Here is a 15,744-nt window from a genome sequence, read left to right on the forward strand (position 1 = left end):
GGAGTGGTGCATGCGGTTCAGTGGAAGATGCGCGCGCGCGCTGATGGCGTGGTGCGTGCTGGTGCCCTGCGTAGCGGCTGGAATGCCCGTACAGCAGGCCAGCCATGGACGGTTCCAGCAGGTGCCGCTGGCACAGCCGCAAGGCACGGTGCAGCGCGTGGTGCTGTGGTTCCATGCGGCCGGCAAAGCCGACGCCGCCCAGCGCGAACGCGATGCGCTGCGTGATGCCGGCGCGCTGGTGGTAGCGGTGGACCTGGGACAACTGAATAAAGTGCTGCAGCGCGAAGGCAGTGGCCCGTGCGCGTTCGGTGCGGGCGACGTGGAGAATTTCTCGCGCTGGCTGCAGGCGTGGCTGCACCTGCCCGGTTATCGCCTGCCGCTGCTGGGCGGTGACGGCGAGGGCGCCCGGTTCGCCTATGTGCTGGCGGCGCAGGCGGGCGACGGGGTATTCGCTGGCCTGCTGACCACCGGCTTCCAGCCGGGTGTGGCACCGCAGCGGATGGCGTGCGGCGCCGGTATCGTCGATGGAACCCTCAAGCCCGTGCCGCTTGCGCTGCCCTGGCTGGCCGCCGATACCGGCGCGCAGTCGCGTGCCTTCCAGCAGACAATCGCTTCGGCACGTACCTTTCGCCGTACCGCTGGCGGCGATGCGCTGCCTGGCCTGCTGGCCGCGGCGCGGGTGCTGGGGGAAGCACCCGGCGTCAACGTGGCGCCTGCCCCGAAGGACCTCGATGGCCTGCCCGTGGTCGAGGTTCCGTCGACCGTCCCCGGCGATACCGTTGCCATCTTCGTCTCAGGCGATGGCGGCTGGGCGGGACTGGACAAGGACGTTGCCGCAGCGTTGGCCGCGCAGGGCGTGTCGGTGGTCGGAGTGGACTCACTGCGCTACTTCTGGAGCGCCCGCACGCCGGCCGGCTTTGCCGCCGACCTGACCCGCATCGCCGACTATTACCGGCAGCGCTGGCAGCGCCCGAAACTGCTGTTGATCGGCTTTTCCCAAGGCGCCGATGTACTGCCGGCCAGCATCAACCGGCTGGCGCCGGCGCTGCGCGCGCAGGTGGAGCTGATCGCGCTGCTGTCGGTGGGGCGCACTGCGGACTTCGAGTTCCACGTCAGCAACTGGTTGGGCAGCAACGACGATGGCCTGCCGATCGCACCGGAGATCGCGCACCTGCCCGCCGACAGGACCCTGTGTGTTTACGGGCAGAAGGACGCCGACGCCCTGTGCCCGGACCTGCCACCGGGCGTGCGCGTGCTGCCGTTGCCTGGCGACCACCATTTCAATGGTGACCACGACCGCCTCGCCCGGGAGATCCTCAATGCCGCTGCACGCTAGTGGCGGGGCTCGAGTGAGATCAGGCGGGTGGCATCGAGCAGCGCCGCCGGCAGGTGCACGCCACCGGGTGCAGCCAGGTAGCGCGGCCGCCACTGCGGGGCGAACTTGGATTTGAACCGACGCAGTCCGCTGAAACCATAGAAGCGCTCGCCGTGGCGTGCCACCAGCGTTGCCACGCGTGACCAGCGACCGGCCAGGCGATGGTTGGCCAGCCCGGACAGCGGTGCCATGCCCAGCGAGAATCGGATGTCGCCGCGCTCGCGTGCCCACAGGAACAGTTCGATGAACAGGAAGTCCATCGTGCCCTTCGGCGCATCGGGCAGGTGGCGCATCAGGTCGACCGACAGTTCGTGCCCTGCCGGTGCGTGCCACAGGTTGGCGAAGGCCACGATGCGGCCCTCCGCTTCCACCAGCGCCACCGGGAAACGTGCCAGGTAAACGGGGTCGAAGCTGCCCAGCGAAAAGCCTTTTTCTTCGCCGGCCTTGTCGTCCAGCCAGGCACTGGAAACCGCCGACAGTTCGGGCATCAGGGCCGGCACCTCGTCGGCTGCGGCCACGCGGAAGTTCAGTCCGCTGCGTTTGCCCCGGTTCCAGGCTTGCCGCAGGTCGGCTCGGTCGCGCCCTTCCAGGGTGAACTCCTGCAGCGGCACCATCGCCTCTTCGCCCAGTTTGACCAACCCCAGCCCCAGGTCGAGATAGGTCTGCCAGTAGGCTTCGCCGACCTGGTAGAAGACCGGCCGCAGGCCAAGGCGATCCGCTTCTTCGCGGAAGCGCCAGATCAGCGTCCGGGCCACGTCCGGTGGCCCCACCGGGTCGCCCATCGCGATCAGCGAGCCGCCATGCCGCTGCATCATCACAAAGCCCAGCCCAGCCTCGTCGCGCAGCACGGCCTTGTCGGCGGTGAGCACCAGGCAGGCCTGGGTATCGCGTGCGGCCGCCAGTACGGGCGCCAGCGCCTGCAGGGTGGCCTCGTCGGCCGCCGGCAGCGGGCCGCGGGTGCTGTGCAGCAACCGGCCGATGCCGAAGATCGCCACGGCCATCGCCACCACCAGCAGCGCGCGCAAGGCACGTGGTGCGTTGCCGGACAGCGCGAACTGCCACCACAGTTCGTTCTGGTATTCCACATGGCTGTAGACGAAGAACAACAGCCACACCACCGCCACCAGCACCAGGCCCAGGTTGCGCAGCCACGGCCACGACCATGCCTGGTCCAGCAGCGCGCCTTCGCGGTAGAACTCGCGGCGCGCGGTCCACAGCGCTACGGCCACCAGCAGCGCGGCTACCGCGATCAGCACCTGCCCACCGCGCAGCCAGATCGGCAGCGGCGCGGCGATGCAGATCACCAGCGCCAGCACCCAGGCGGCGTGGCTGCGGCGTGACAGGCCTTGGCCGATCAGCAGCAGCACCACGCCGGCCAGGCTGCCGAGCAGGTGCGAGGTTTCCAGCAGCGGCAGCGAGGCCGTGTGCAGGTGCCGATGCGGCGCCGGCAGCGTGCCGTCCACGATCAGCGCGGCGCCGACACTGAACACCGCCAGCGCCACGATGTGCGGCAGCCACGGGCGCAGCGCGTTCCAGCCAGCGCGGGTGGCACCGGCGCTGGCACGCAGCGGGCGGCGCAGCGCCGGCGCGGTGGCCAGCAGCGTGGCCAGCAGCAGCGGCAGCACGTAGTAGGTAACGCGGTAGACCAGTGCGGCGGCCAGCACCGCACCGGGTGCCACCTGCGGCAGCAGCTTCAGCAGGCTCCATTCGAACACGCCCAGTCCGGCCGGCACGTTGGAGACCAGCCCGGCCAGCACCGCCACCAGGTACATGCCGACGAAGCCGGGCAGGCCGGTGGGCGTGGAATCGGGCAGCAGCACGTACAGCGCGGCAGCGGCGAGCACCAGTTCGACCACACTGAGCGCGGTCACCGCCAGCATGGTGCGACGATCCGGCAGCCACAGTGCATGGCCGAACACGGAGAACGTGCGGCCTTCGTGGCCCACTGCCAGGATGGCCCCGGCATAGCCCAGCCATAGCGCCGCGCCGACCGTCTGCAAGGCACCGACCTGCAGCGGCAATGCAAGGGCGGCTGCGGCCGGTTCCAGGCACAACGCGGCGCCAAGCAGTACCCAGGCGCCAAATACGAAGCCCAGCGTGCTCATCAGCACCACCTGGCCGATCTGCGCCAGGTCCAGCCCCGCGCTGCGATAACCGCGCAATCGCACGGCGCCACCGGTAAGCGCAGCGAAGCCGACGGTCTGCCCCAGCGCATGGGCGAGGAAGGCGGTGATGCCGATCCGTGCCGGATGCACGTGCACGCCGCTGCGGCGCAGCCCGATCGCATCGAAGCCGACCAGGCACGCGTAACTGGCCAGCCCCAGCAGCACGGCGAGCAGCAGTTGCCCTGTGCCGAGATCACGGAACGCCTGGCGTACCGCGCGGTAGCCATGTTCGTCGAAGGCGCCGGCCAGTCCGTGCAGCGCCATTGCCAGCACCAGCAGCGGAAACACCACGGTCAGCAGCCGCTTGACGCGTTGGCGGGCCGGAGAGGCGAGCGGGGCGGATTCAGTCATGGAAGGAAAGTGGACCCGCACGGGCGATGGGCGCGTCAACGGCGCGAAGCTGCGCATCGTGCGCCCGTGCCGGGGGTTTGGCTAGAGGCGGGCGGTTGCGCTGTTGCACTGCCGTTGGCCATCACCACAAGGCGGTCGCGGTGGGCCAGAATGGGGCTTGTCCACAGAAAGAGGAGCACGCCCGTGTTGGAGCGTTTCGATGTTGGTCCGCGCATGTCCGAGATGACCATCCACAACAAGGTCGCCTACCTGTCGGGGCAGATTCCCGAGGACACCAGCCAGGACATCACCGGGCAGACCCGGCAGGTGCTGGAAGAGATCGACAAGCTGCTGGTGCTGGCGGCCAGTGACAAGCAGCACGTGCTGCGGGCGGAGATTTTCCTGGCCGACATGGCCGACTTCGATGGCATGAATGCCGCGTGGGACGAATGGGTGGTGGCGGGCATGACGCCGGCGCGTGCGACGGTGGAAGCCAAGCTGGCGCATGCAGAGTGGAAAGTCGAGATCGTGGTGACCGCCGCGGTTCCTTGATCGGGTGTTGATGTGTTGCCGGGCTGCGCCCGGCACCTGCTCTTCAAGCAACGGCAACGGCAACGGCAAGAGCCTGCAGGGCTGTTGCGTTGGCGGGGCGGGGTGGGTTCGTGGGAATCGCCGCAAGTACGTCCATGTAGGCTCGCCATCCGCATCCATGCGGATGAGCGTTCCCACGAACCCACCCCGCCCCACCTTCGACAGGTCCATGGGGGCCATGGGCCCTTCGGTAGCGCCGACCCATGGTCGGCGGAGGGTGGGAGGAATGGGGTCTGATGGTTCACGCCGACCATGGGTCGGCGCTACCGCTTTTCTCTCTTTTTTTACGCGGGTGGCGGCCACCGGAACCTGTCAGGGGCCGGGCGGGGAGGCTATGTGGGGCCTTGGGCGGCAGGAGCCGCGAAGAGCTACATGGACGTACTTGCGCGTGCCCCGCATAGCCTCCCCGCCCGGGCCACCCCCATCCCCAGTTCCAGCTTTCAAGCCACCCGCGAGGGGGTCTCACCCGTTCGACCGACCAGATCGATGCAGTCCACCGGACACGGCGGGATACACAACTCGCACCCGGTGCATAGATCGGCAATCACCGTGTGCATGTACTTGGCCCCGCCGACGATCGCATCCACCGGGCAGGCCTGGATGCACTTGGTGCAGCCGATGCAGTCGGCTTCGATGATCACCGCCACCTGCGCTGGCTTGTGCTCGCCGCGGCTGCGGTCATACGGCAGCGCCGGCACGCCGAGCACCTGCGCCAATGCGCGCGCACCAGCATCACCGCCCGGTGGGCAGCGCTCCACGCCGGCTTCGCGGCGGGCCATCGCCGCGGCGTAGGGGCGGCAGCCGTCGAACCCGCACTGGCCGCATTGGGTCTGCGGCAACAGGCGGTCCAGCCGCTCCACCAGCGGGGGAGGCATCAGGCTCATGCGGGGCGATGGCGGCGCAGGGGAATCATCGTTCCAGTGGTTTTCCGCGATACCAGCGGTCGTGGGCGAGGGCGAGCATCGGCGCGTCCTCGCAACTGTCACCGTAAGCATGGATGCGCGTGTAACGGGATAGATCGAAGCGCTGCCGGATGTGCTGGGCCTTGCGGGGGCCGCAGTCACCGCCGGCATAACGGCCGGTCAAACGGCCCTCGCGGTTTTCCAGTTGGTTGCAGATCAACTGAAGTCCCAACTGGTCGCACCAGGGCCGCAGGTACAGATCAAGCGACGCCGACACGATGGCTACGGTGTGCCCCTGCGCCTGGTGCCAGCGGATCTGCTCAAGCATTTCCGGGCGCATCATCTCCGGCAACGCATCGCGTGCGTAGCCGGCGGCCAGCAGCGCGATGTCATCGGCGTGGCGGCCACTGAACACCAGCGCGGTGACGCGGGCGCGGATGCGCTCGGCGCTGATCAGCCGCAGGCGGAAAGCGGCCAGCCAAGGCCCCACCAACCACCAGGCGCGCGCCCGTTGTTCGGGTGTAGCCACCCGCCGCAGGAAGCGGCGGTAGCTGTCGGCCGTGGTGACGGTGTGGTCGAAGTCGAACAGCGCCAGCTCCATCGCACCCTCCGGCGTGGCCAGTTGCAGGTCAGCGGACCGGCATGCCTGGCAGCGCGGCACTGTCGGCATCCAGCAGTGCCAGGGCACCGCCGTCAAAACCGGCCGACAGGATCATCCCTTCGCTCAGGCCGAAGCGCATCTTGCGCGGCGCCAGGTTGGCGATGAACACCACGCTGCGGCCGACCAGCTTTTCCGGTTCGCCGTAACTGGCGCGGATACCGGAAAAGATCTGCCGGGTGCCCAGCTCGCCGGCATCCAGTTCAAAGCGCAGCAGCTTGTCCGAGCCCTCCACGAATTCGCAGGCCAGCACCTTGCCGATGCGCAGGTCCAGTTTGGCGAAGTCGTCGATGCCGATGTATGCCGGCGCGGCGTCGCCCTGCGCCGCGCTCATGGCAGCAGCAGGCTTGGCTTCGGCCTTGGCGGCAGGTGCGGCAGCGGCAACAGGGGCAGCGGCGATCGGCTGCAGGGTGTCCTTGGAGGCGTCGGTCATGGCGTCGATTTTCTTCGGGTCGATTCGGGTGAACAGCGCAACGTAGTCGTTGATGCGATGCGCCAGCAGCGGCTGCGCCAGTGCGGTCCAGTCGCTGACCGGTGCGGCCAGGAAGGCTTCGGCCTGCGCCGAGGTGGCAGGCAACACCGGCTTGAGCGCGGTGACCAGCACCCGGAACAGGTTCAGGCCCTGGGTGCACACCGACTGCAGCTGCGCATCGGCGCCTTCCTGCTTGGCGATCACCCACGGCTTTACGTCGTCGATGTAGCGGTTGGCTTCGTCGGCCAGCGCCATCGTCTGGCGGATGGCGGCGGCCGGATCGTTGCGCTCGTAGGCTTCGCGGATCGGCGCGAGGGCCTCGACGAAACGCTGGTACTGCGCCGGGTCGGGCAGCTGCGCGGCCAGCTGGCCATCGAAGCGTTTGCTGATGAAGCCGGCGCAGCGGCTGGCCAAGTTGACGAACTTGCCCACCAGGTCGGCGTTGACGCGGGCGATGAAGTCGCCCAGGTTCAGGTCGAGATCGTCCACCCCGCCGGAGGATTTGGCGGCGTAGTAGTAACGCAGCGCTTCCGGTTCCAGCCCGGCATCCAGGAACGTCCGCGCCATCACGAAGGTGCCGCGTGACTTGCTCATCTTCGCCCCGTCCACGGTCAGGTAGCCGTTGACGTGCAGTCGGGTTGGCGCGCGGTGGCCGGTGGCATGCAGCACCGCCGGCCAGAACAGGCCGTGGAAATTGACGATGTCCTTGCCGATGAAGTGGTGCAGTTCGGTGGAGGTGCCGGCGCGCAGGTGCGATTCGAAATCCACGCCGGTCTTCGCGCACAGCGTCTGGAAGCTGGACAGGTAGCCGATCGGTGCATCCAGCCACACATACAGGAATTTGCCCGGGTGGCCGGGGATCTCGAAGCCGAAGTACGGCGCATCGCGCGAGATGTCCCACGCGCGCAGGCCGCCATCGGCGTTCATCCATTCCATCAGCTTGGCCTTGACCCCGGGCAGGGCGACATCGCCGCCCAGCCAGTCGCGCAGGAAGCCTTCGAACTTGCCCACTTCGAAGAAGAAATGCTCGGAATCGCGCACTTCCGGAGTCGCTCCGGAGATCACCGATTTCGGCTCCTTCAGGTCGGTCGGGCTGTAGGTGGCGCCGCAGACTTCGCAGTTGTCGCCGTATTGGTCGGCGCTGCCACAGTTCGGGCAGATGCCCTTGATGTAGCGGTCCGGCAGGAACATGCCCTTGGCCGGGTCGTAGAACTGCGCGACCGAGCGGCGGCTGACGTGGCCTTCCGCTTCCAGCTTCAAATAGAACGATTCGGTCAGCGCCTTGTTGGCAGCCGAGTTGGTCGAATCGTAGTGGTCGAAGTCGACCCCGAAGGCGGCGAAATCGCGCTCGTGGCCGGCCTGGATGCCGGCGATGAACACTTCCGGGGTCAGTCCGGCCTTTTCGGCGGCCAGCATGATCGGGGTGCCATGGGTGTCGTCGGCACAGACGAACCAGGTGGTCCCGCCGCTCATTCGCCGCGCACGCACCCAGATATCAGCCTGGATGTAGCCCACCAGGTGGCCCAGGTGCAGCGGGCCGTTGGCGTAGGGCAGGGCGGTGGTGACGAGCGCGGTACGGGTCATGGTCACGGCGTGCAGCGAGGGGAATCCCGGATTATCGCACAAGGGGGTCGGATGGCCTTCCAGAAAAGGGCGATCCGACCTCCGTGACCGCCTGCGCTTACTCGCGCTGCCAGGTCTGGGCGCGGCAGATGAAAGCCACGCAGCCGGACACGTCCAGGCGGGTGCCACCGGGCTGCAGTTTCATCTTGGATTTGTAGGTCTTGCCGTTGGCCGGGTCCAGGATGGTGCCGCCGGACCAGCTGGCGGTGCCGTCGGACTTCAGGTTCCAGAGGATGGTCATGCCACGCACGGGCTTGTCCTTGTTGGTGCCGCTGCAGTCGCTGCAGACCGGGTTCGGCCCCTTGTCCGATTGCAGGATGTCGACCACCTTCCCGCTCAGCGTGCCGTTGCCCGCCTGGGTGATCTCCACGATCGACTTCACCTTGCCGGTCTTGTCATCGATGGTCTTCCAGCGGCCCACCGCCGAATCGGCGGCGTTCGCTGAAAGCGCGGCCACGCACAGCGGCAGCGCCAGCAGCAGGGTCTTGAAGGTCTTGCGCATGGTCCCCTCCCAGGGCTTTGGTTCAACGCCGGCGCGGGTGCCGGCCTGTGCCGACTGTATACCCATCCGGGTAGGTATGGTGCAAGGGCCGTCACTACCGCAGAGGCTCCGCCGTTTCGTACAGCTCCAGCGGCAGGTCATCCGGATCGGCGAAGAAGGTGAAGCGGCGGCCGGTGTACTCGTCCACGCGGATCGGCTCGCACTTCACGCCGTGCCGGGCGAGGTGCGCGATGAACGGTTCCAGCGCCTCCAGCCGGAAGGCCAGATGGCGCAGCCCCTGCGCCTCGGGCCGGCTGGGGCGCGGCGGCGGGTTGGGGAAGGAGAACAGCTCCAGCTGGCTGCCATCGGGCAAGGCCAGGTCGAGTTTCCAGGAGTCGCGTGCGGCCCGGTGATGCTCGGCCAGTACCGCCAGGCCCAGCACATCGACATAGAACGTGCGCGAACGCGCATAGTCGGCGCAGATCAGCGCGACGTGGTGAATGCCTTGCAGGCCGTGGGACATGGGGCGTGCACCAGGGAAGGCTGGCCATGATCTCAGATCAGGCCTCTGGACGCAGCCGCCACCCCGTTGCCAGAAGGACGAAAAGCGAAAGCCGCTGGACGCGGGGGGAGGCAGCCTAGGGTCTCTTCCGATCGCAGAGAACCGTTATGACCGCCATTACCGATGACCCGGTGAGATACACGTCGTTTCTTTCGGTCAAACTGGCGGCGAAGCCACCTGTACCGAATGCGCTGCCGTCCATGCTGGCGGTCAGCAATCCACCGTCCGAACAACACGGTTTGCTCCAGAAGCGCACGCTGGAGCCAGCGCCGGCTGTACCCGGTTCGCCACATGCATCGGCTGCGCCAGCGGCGAATGCAGCGGCGGATGCCGGTGACTGGAAGGACTTCGTCAGTCATCTGCAGCAACAGGGCACGGTGCCCGGCGCGGGACGCGCGGATCCTGACCAGGGCGTCATGAGCACGCCGAACGTCAAGGTGAAGCAGATGCTGGCGTATCTTGGCAATCAACCGTCGGCAACGCGTGCCGGTGTCGACCCGTTGGTTCGCCCAGGGCCCGCGACCGTGGCTGCGGGAGCTGGCTCGGCTCCGGTCTCGCCAGCGACCGGCGTGTCGACCCATGCAGCAGCCGATGCCGGTGACTGGAAGGACTACGTCGGTCATCTGCAGCAACAGGGCAAGTTACCTGGCGCGGGACGCGCCGATCCTGACCAGGGCGTGGTGAGGCCGTCCACCATCAGAGTGACGCAGATGCTCGCGTATTTTCGCAACCAGCCGCCAGCAACGCCTGCTGGTATGGCGAAGGTGGTGCGCCCGCCAGCGCCGGCGGCGGCCATGGATGTTGCAGCGGCCGCGGAGCCGGCAACCGTGCCATCGATGTCGCTGCTGCAGGATGACGAACCGGTGTCCGCCGATGATCCGTGGAACGTGACCGAGCTGCTGGAGCAGATGGAGCACCAGCAGCGTGCCGCTGGAATAGGGGCCGGGTTGATCGACCCGCAGCCGCTGGAAGAAGATCGCACCATGGACGGAGAACCCGGCGTGCTGGCTGACGCGCAGCGTCCGCGCGGCACTGAGCTTCCGATGATCCACGAGGAGCACGACGAGGATCCGTTCCACCCGTCCGAACTGTTCGGGACGATGCCGCGCACAGAACTGGCCAGGCTTCGCAGGGAAGCGATGCTGCGCGGAAACGCAGCGCTTGAAGAGGAGGATGCCGAGCAGGTGATGAGTCCGCAGGGGCGCCGGGGAACCGTGAGATTTGATGAGATCGAAACCAGCCGTGTGCTCGAGGTTGATGCCGAGTCGGGCGAGTCGGTATCAGTGACAGACGCGTTCTTCCTGACCAAAGAGCACGATGGGAAGTGGAGGCAGAATCAATCCAAGCAGTCGATATCGCCGGACCGGATCAGCGACAACGCAGGCCCACGCCCACGCCTGGCCACGTCCACAACGCCGCGCGTCTTGACTGCTGCCGATGACAGCGGGTTCGTGGTGCATTCTGAGCTCCACGAAGATCGGTATGGCCAGCCGACCCATGCCGAGATCGGTGAAACCTTCTGGGCCGATCTTGGCCGGGACGACGAGCCGGCTGAGCCGGGCGTGGGCGAGGCGCTCCTTCAGCTGCAGCAGCTGCAAGCGTTGCATCGCAAGGTGGAAGCCGCCCTGCGCCGCAACCAGCAATTGAAAGAGGAGGTCGGCGTCTACTTCTGACCCTTGGCCTGTGCCGGATCCCGTGCCCTGCGGCAGCGGGATCCGGCCCCATCAGCGGCCGGGCTGCGCCTGCCAGCGGCTCATCCGCTGTTCCAGGATATCCAGCGGCATCGAGCCGTCCTTCAACAGTTCGGCATGGAAGGCGCGCAGGTCGAAGGCGCCGCCCTGCGCCTGCCGGGCGCGGTCGCGCAGCTCCACGATCTTCGCCTCGCCCAGTACGTTGGACAGCGCTTGTCCGGGCTGGGCCATCATCCGTTCCACTTCGGCGTTGGCATCATCGACGGCCATGCCGGTGTTCTGCTCCAGATACTCCACCGCGCGCTTCTTGTTCCAGCCCTGCGCGTGGATCCCGGTATCGGCCACCACCCGCGCCGCGCGGGTCAGCGCGGCGTGCAGGTAGCCGATGTGGTCGTAAGGATCGGCGTACAGCCCCAGCGGCTCGCCCAGCGATTCGGCATACAGGCCCCAGCCTTCCACGAAGGCCAGGTCGCCGCCGAGACGTCGGAAACGGGGCAGCTTTTCGATTTCCTGCTGCAGACCCAGCTGTACGTGATGGCCCGGCACGGCCTCATGCAGGTACAGCATGGGCACGCTCCAGCGCTTGCGTGCGGGCAGGTTGCTGGTGTTCACCGACAGCACGGCGGGGCGGCTGCCGTTGACGCCGGGCTGGTAGGACGCCGCTGCCGAGGAAGCGGCGCGGTCGGCTTCCACCGGCTGGATCTCCAGCGCGGCCTTGGGCAGGGTCTGCAGCACGCTGGGCAGTTTCGCGGCCACCTGTTGCTGCACCTGCCGGTAACGGCCCAGCAGCGCATTGGCATCGGTGTACTGGAACTGCCTGTCGCTGCGCATCCGCTGCAGCAGCTTGGCTTCGCTGCCGCGCAGCTTGTTGTCCTTCATCACCGCGGCGATCTGTGCATGCAGGGCCTGCACCCGCTGTTCGCCCCAGGCATGCAGCTGGGCCGGGTCCTGGGCGGTGGCGGTGGCCTGGCGCAGCGTGCCGGCGTACCACGCCGCGCCATTGGGCAAGGCGCCCAGGCCCGCGGTTTCGCGCGTGGCGGGCAGGTACTCGGTGGCGATGAACCCACGCAGCGCGCGGTAGGCGGGCATGAGGCGGAACTCGATCATGCGCTTGTACTCGGCGCTGATGCGGGTTTTCTCTTCGGCCGGGATGGTGTCCGGCATGGTCCGGATCGGCGTCCAGAAGATGCTTTCTTCGGCAGTCGGCTTGATCACCGCATCCAGCTGCGGCAGCACTTTTTCCATCAGGTCGCGCGGCTGCACCACACCGGCGGCCATGCCCTGGCGCATGTTCGCGGTGGCCTGTTCGAAAAGGGCCGGGATGCCCAGCGAACGCTTTGACCAGTCGTCGTAGTCCTTGACCGTATTGAACGGCTGCGCCCCCGCGCCGGCGCCGAGGATGGCCATGATGCTGCCCAGGTTGTAGTACTGGCTGATCGGCAGCATCCACGAGGGGTATTGCTCGGCTGCCAGCGATGCCTTGGCATCGCGGACGAAGATCTCATAGCTCAGCAGATCCTGCCCCTGCAGGCCGCTGCTGCCGATCTTTTCCACCTTGCCCAGCCATTGCGTAGTGAAGTCATGCGACTGCTGGCGCCAGGCCGCAGACAGGATATTCGGTAGCTCGCCGTTGTAACGCGCGTCCCCCTGGAACGTGGCCTGCAGGGGATTGAGCCGCATCGACGCGTCCCAGTACTCGTCGTACAGGCGCTCCAGCTGGGTCGCCTTGCTGGCCGGTGCAGCCGCGGCCTGCCGGCCGGCCGCAGCTGCCGGGCGTGCACGCGGCCTGGCCTTGGGCTTGGTCGCCTGGCGGGTCTGCGCCGCCGCAGGGCGGGTGGCTTTCTTCTTGGCGGCTTCGGCCGGCGGCGCGGCGCTGAACAGCATCAACGAGGCAAGTGCGACTGCCAGGGCGCGGGCAAGCTGGGGCATCGGACATTTCCGTGGAACACAGACCGTGGAGCTTGCACGATCTAGACGCATACGGCCAGCATCGAGCGCGCAGTCAGGAAACGCCGCGTTGTCGCTCAGTCAGCTGCCGCGTCGGCCCGTAGCTGTTGTGCCCGGTCCGCACCCAGGTATTGCGTGATCGCATGCCGCATCAGGTACAGCAAGGGAATGAGGGCAATGGCGAAGCCCATTTTGTAAACGTAATTGACACTGCTGACTGCCAGGAACAGCGAGGTCGGCCACTGTTGCGGCCCCAGCACGAAGGCGATCCAGATCACCACGAAGCTGTCGATCAGCTGTGACACGGCCGTTGATCCGGTGGCCCGCAGCCAGACATGGCGTTCGCCGGTCACGCGACGGATGCGGTGGAACACCGCTACATCGATCAGCTGGCCCACCATGAAAGCGACCAGTGAGCCGGCGATGGTCCACATACCCTGGCCGAAAACCACGGCAAACGCCGCCTGGTAGTCCGGCACGCCCTGCGCGCTCATCGAGCCGACCCACCAGCCGGCCGGTGCCAGCGAGATCGCCGCGTAGGCGAACAGGAAGCCGTAGCAGATCAGGACCGCCGCCAGCCACGAAATGAAGCGCACGCCGCGCTTGCCGAAGAACTCGTTGATGGTGTCGGTCATGACGAACACCACCGGCCACAGCAACGTGCCGGCGGTGAAGCTGAGCGAGCCGGTCTGGCCGAACAGGTTCCAGTCCAGCGGTGCGATGCCGAGGGTGTCTTCCAGCGCGAAGATCTTCACCCCGATCAGCTCGGCCAGCACCGCGTTGGCGCAGAAGAACGCGGCCAGCGCGATGAACAGCAGGACCGCACGGTCCTGCAGCGGCCGCGCGCTCATCAGCCGCGTTCGCCGGCGCGGGTGAACGGCACGGTTTCCGGCGCGACGGCACCGCCGGAGATGATGAAGCTCATCGCCTGGTCCACGGTCCAGTCGGTCGGCGTCAGCAGTTCCACCGGCACGATCTCCAGGTAACCGGAGGTCGGATTGGGCGTGGTCGGCACGTACACCGCCGCCAGCTCGCGGCCGGTGCCCTGTTCGCGGATGACCCGGGTGACCAGGCCCACCGCCTTCATGTCACGGTGCGGGAAGTCGATCAGCACCACGCGCTGGGTGGTGCCCGGCTCGGTCTGCAGCATGTCCAGCAGCTTCTTGGCACTGTCATAGATGATGCTGGCCAGCGGAATCCGTTTGATCACCGCGCCGACCCAGCGCAGCAGTCGCTGGCCCACCACCCGGCGGCTCAGCACGCCCACGGCCAGGATCACCAGCAGGGTGGCTAGCAGCGCCACCACGTTCTGGATCCATTCGACGTGGACCCAGCCCAGGTAGTGCGGGAACCGTGTGGCGATGGGTTCGGACATCGCCACCACCAGCGGACTGGAGATGCCGGACAGCAGCACGAAGACGAACTTCACCACGACCCAGGTCAGCCAGATCGGCAGCAGGGTCAGCAGGCCGGTCAGGAACAGCCGCTGCAGGGAAGGGCGGGGGGTGAGAGTGGGAGCTGGGAGTGACATCGACGCATTGTAGCGGTCGCGTGCCGCCGGTTAGGCTCTGCTGTGTCATAGGACGTGGCAGGGAGGTGGGTTGCGATGGTGTCGAGGATGGCAAAGGGGGTGAAGTGGTCGGTGGTCAGCGTGCTGGGCGTGCTGGCGGCGGCGGTGCTGCTGTGGTGTGCATCGCATTTCTGGCCGATGCCCGACAACCAGCGCCGCGCGTTGGCGCTGATGCGCACGCAGGTCCCGGTCGAAGGCCGCAACGGCTATGCGTTGTTGTGGATGCTGGACTTCGATGGCATGGACGACCGCTCCCGCGCGGCGGCGATGGCGGTGGACGCCGCGCGCTGGCAGGTTGATCCGGACCTGGCCGGCGGCGTGCGGATGAGTGCCGAAGGCGATCATCCACGCGCGGCGTATCCACAAGGACGCCACTGCAGCGGCCCCACCGGCACCTGCCTGGAGCAGGTGCGCAGCGACCCGCAGCGTTTCGCCCAGGCCCACGCCGGGCATGCAGGCCTGCATGCACGCGTGGCGCAGACGGCGGCATCCGCGCACTTCACCAGCCCATGGGACAGCCAGGTCGCCGCGATCATGCTCCCGTTCCCCGCGTTGAATGGAATGACCGATCCGGTCACCGCGCACGCATTGGCCCATGTCCAGGGCGATACCGCCGGTGCCTTGCAGGGTCTGTGCAGCGGCCTCCTCGCTGGCCGCCGTCTGCTGTCCGGCAGCGATACACTGCTTGCCAGCAGTGTCGGCATGGCCATGGTGGAACTCAATGGTGGCGTGCTGGGCGAGGTGCTGGCCGAACTGCCGCGCGACGCCTCGCTTCCCGCTGCCTGCAGCGCGGCGCTGCGGCCGATGACGGCGGCCGAAACCAGCCTGTGCCGACCGCTGCAGGGCGAGATGCGCTACGCCGACATGGCGATGCATTACTCTGTGCGATCGCCGGGTTCAGTGCTGGTGCTGGATCCCGAGCGCTCCCTTGCGCGCATCGCCACGGCGCATGCATGGGCGTGCGACCCCGCACAGCAGCAGCGATTGGGCGAGGACAGGCAGATCGAGACGCCCACGCCGGCCACGCGCGGCTTTGACTGCGTAGCCAACCTGGCAGGTTGCGCGATGAGCGATATCCCCGCGCAGCTTTACCTGCGCTATGCCGACCGCAGCCAGGACGCCGCCGCGATGGTGCGGCTGCTGGCGGCGCAGCAGTGGCTGCGCACGCGGTCGGATTCACCCGCCGATGCGCTGGCCAGGCTGCCGGTGGCGCTACGTTCGGCAACCCGCGCTCCCCATGCGGATGCCGAGGGGCGCTGGCTTCAAGTCGCGCGGCGTGACACCTCGCGCTCGCCCGACGACCGCCTGCTGAGGGTGCCGCTGCGCTGGGATCCAGAACCCTCACGGCAAGCTGCGAAGTGAGGCGGACCCTGCGCA

The 15,744-nt window shown here is 67.5% G+C and carries 13 protein-coding genes; 4 read left to right on the plus strand and 9 right to left on the minus strand.

Translation table 11 applies throughout. The annotated features are described in order from the left end of the window. Window positions 1-10: 10 nt before the first annotated feature. Window positions 11-1,336: a virulence factor family protein gene (locus tag IFT63_RS03035; RefSeq protein WP_192083207.1), complete on the plus strand. Its 1,326-nt coding sequence runs from the start codon at window positions 11-13 to the stop codon at window positions 1,334-1,336. Here the strand turns inward: IFT63_RS03035 and mprF are convergent. Next, window positions 1,333-3,891: a bifunctional lysylphosphatidylglycerol flippase/synthetase MprF gene (mprF, locus tag IFT63_RS03040; RefSeq protein WP_192083208.1), complete on the minus strand. Its 2,559-nt coding sequence runs from the start codon at window positions 3,889-3,891 to the stop codon at window positions 1,333-1,335. The two genes, IFT63_RS03035 and mprF, sit on opposite strands and share 4 nt — an antisense overlap. Window positions 3,892-4,074: 183 nt before the next feature. Between mprF and IFT63_RS03045 the strand changes: the two genes are divergently transcribed. Then, window positions 4,075-4,422, plus strand: a complete 348-nt coding sequence (locus IFT63_RS03045; RefSeq protein WP_042615079.1) for a RidA family protein — start codon at window positions 4,075-4,077, stop codon at window positions 4,420-4,422. 479 nt (window positions 4,423-4,901) lie between these two features. On the opposite strand, the gene rnfB is transcribed toward IFT63_RS03045, so the two are convergent. The 5 genes from rnfB to IFT63_RS03070 all read right to left on the minus strand — a co-directional run bounded on the left by rnfB (window position 4,902) and on the right by IFT63_RS03070 (window position 9,120). Next, complete coding sequence (gene rnfB, locus IFT63_RS03050) at window positions 4,902-5,345, minus strand: Rnf electron transport complex subunit RnfB (RefSeq protein WP_192083209.1); 444 nt, start codon at window positions 5,343-5,345, stop codon at window positions 4,902-4,904. A gap of 25 nt (window positions 5,346-5,370) precedes the next feature. Beyond that, the gene (locus tag IFT63_RS03055) at window positions 5,371-5,964 is read right to left on the minus strand and encodes an HAD family hydrolase (protein ID WP_192083210.1); all 594 of its coding nucleotides are present in this window, start codon (window positions 5,962-5,964) and stop codon (window positions 5,371-5,373) included. A 28-nt stretch (window positions 5,965-5,992) separates the two neighbouring features. Next, window positions 5,993-8,077 carry a methionine--tRNA ligase gene (metG, locus tag IFT63_RS03060; RefSeq protein ID WP_192083211.1) on the minus strand — a complete coding sequence of 695 codons (2,085 nt, stop codon included), beginning with the start codon at window positions 8,075-8,077 and terminating at the stop codon, window positions 5,993-5,995. Window positions 8,078-8,174: 97 nt separating this feature from the next. Continuing rightward, window positions 8,175-8,618 carry a DUF2147 domain-containing protein gene (locus IFT63_RS03065; protein WP_042612224.1) on the minus strand — a complete coding sequence of 148 codons (444 nt, stop codon included), beginning with the start codon at window positions 8,616-8,618 and terminating at the stop codon, window positions 8,175-8,177. Window positions 8,619-8,712: 94 nt separating this feature from the next. Continuing rightward, a complete protein-coding gene (locus IFT63_RS03070) occupies window positions 8,713-9,120 on the minus strand; it encodes a VOC family protein (protein WP_192083212.1) in 408 nt (135 codons plus the stop codon). A gap of 146 nt (window positions 9,121-9,266) precedes the next feature. Between IFT63_RS03070 and IFT63_RS03075 the strand changes: the two genes are divergently transcribed. After that, a complete protein-coding gene (locus tag IFT63_RS03075; protein WP_192083213.1) occupies window positions 9,267-10,832 on the plus strand; it encodes a hypothetical protein in 1,566 nt (521 codons plus the stop codon). A 51-nt stretch (window positions 10,833-10,883) separates the two neighbouring features. Here IFT63_RS03075 and IFT63_RS03080 read toward each other — a convergent pair whose 3' ends face one another. From IFT63_RS03080 to IFT63_RS03090, 3 genes are all read right to left on the minus strand, one after another. Continuing rightward, window positions 10,884-12,779 (minus strand): DUF885 family protein, encoded by a 1,896-nt coding sequence (locus IFT63_RS03080; protein WP_192083214.1) that lies wholly within the window; start codon window positions 12,777-12,779, stop codon window positions 10,884-10,886. A 95-nt stretch (window positions 12,780-12,874) separates the two neighbouring features. Continuing rightward, a complete protein-coding gene (locus IFT63_RS03085; RefSeq protein WP_192083215.1) occupies window positions 12,875-13,648 on the minus strand; it encodes a queuosine precursor transporter in 774 nt (257 codons plus the stop codon). Beyond that, window positions 13,648-14,328, minus strand: coding sequence for a DUF502 domain-containing protein (locus tag IFT63_RS03090; protein ID WP_042612229.1), 681 nt, complete (start codon window positions 14,326-14,328; stop codon window positions 13,648-13,650). The genes IFT63_RS03085 and IFT63_RS03090 overlap by 1 nt, the downstream gene beginning before the upstream one ends. Window positions 14,329-14,415: 87 nt before the next feature. Between IFT63_RS03090 and IFT63_RS03095 the strand changes: the two genes are divergently transcribed. Continuing rightward, the gene (locus IFT63_RS03095; protein ID WP_192083216.1) at window positions 14,416-15,729 is read left to right on the plus strand and encodes a hypothetical protein; all 1,314 of its coding nucleotides are present in this window, start codon (window positions 14,416-14,418) and stop codon (window positions 15,727-15,729) included. The last annotated feature ends 15 nt before the right edge of the window (window positions 15,730-15,744 follow it).

Source organism: Stenotrophomonas sp. CFBP 13724 (assembly GCF_014841975.1).
Lineage (GTDB): Bacteria > Pseudomonadota > Gammaproteobacteria > Xanthomonadales > Xanthomonadaceae > Stenotrophomonas > Stenotrophomonas lacuserhaii.

What these genes read in the sequence shown, in the direction of transcription:
- IFT63_RS03035 (WP_192083207.1), top strand. Translation starts at nt 11, where the DNA reads ATGCGGTTCAGTGGAAGATGCGCGCGCGCGCTGATGGCGTGGTGCGTG.
- mprF (WP_192083208.1), bottom strand. Translation starts at nt 3,891, where the DNA reads ATGACTGAATCCGCCCCGCTCGCCTCTCCGGCCCGCCAACGCGTCAAG.
- rnfB (WP_192083209.1), bottom strand. Translation starts at nt 5,345, where the DNA reads ATGAGCCTGATGCCTCCCCCGCTGGTGGAGCGGCTGGACCGCCTGTTG.
- IFT63_RS03055 (WP_192083210.1), bottom strand. Translation starts at nt 5,964, where the DNA reads ATGGAGCTGGCGCTGTTCGACTTCGACCACACCGTCACCACGGCCGAC.
- metG (WP_192083211.1), bottom strand. Translation starts at nt 8,077, where the DNA reads ATGACCCGTACCGCGCTCGTCACCACCGCCCTGCCCTACGCCAACGGC.
- IFT63_RS03065 (WP_042612224.1), bottom strand. Translation starts at nt 8,618, where the DNA reads ATGCGCAAGACCTTCAAGACCCTGCTGCTGGCGCTGCCGCTGTGCGTG.
- IFT63_RS03070 (WP_192083212.1), bottom strand. Translation starts at nt 9,120, where the DNA reads ATGTCCCACGGCCTGCAAGGCATTCACCACGTCGCGCTGATCTGCGCC.
- IFT63_RS03075 (WP_192083213.1), top strand. Translation starts at nt 9,267, where the DNA reads ATGACCGCCATTACCGATGACCCGGTGAGATACACGTCGTTTCTTTCG.
- IFT63_RS03080 (WP_192083214.1), bottom strand. Translation starts at nt 12,779, where the DNA reads ATGCCCCAGCTTGCCCGCGCCCTGGCAGTCGCACTTGCCTCGTTGATG.
- IFT63_RS03085 (WP_192083215.1), bottom strand. Translation starts at nt 13,648, where the DNA reads ATGAGCGCGCGGCCGCTGCAGGACCGTGCGGTCCTGCTGTTCATCGCG.
- IFT63_RS03090 (WP_042612229.1), bottom strand. Translation starts at nt 14,328, where the DNA reads ATGTCACTCCCAGCTCCCACTCTCACCCCCCGCCCTTCCCTGCAGCGG.
- IFT63_RS03095 (WP_192083216.1), top strand. Translation starts at nt 14,416, where the DNA reads ATGGCAAAGGGGGTGAAGTGGTCGGTGGTCAGCGTGCTGGGCGTGCTG.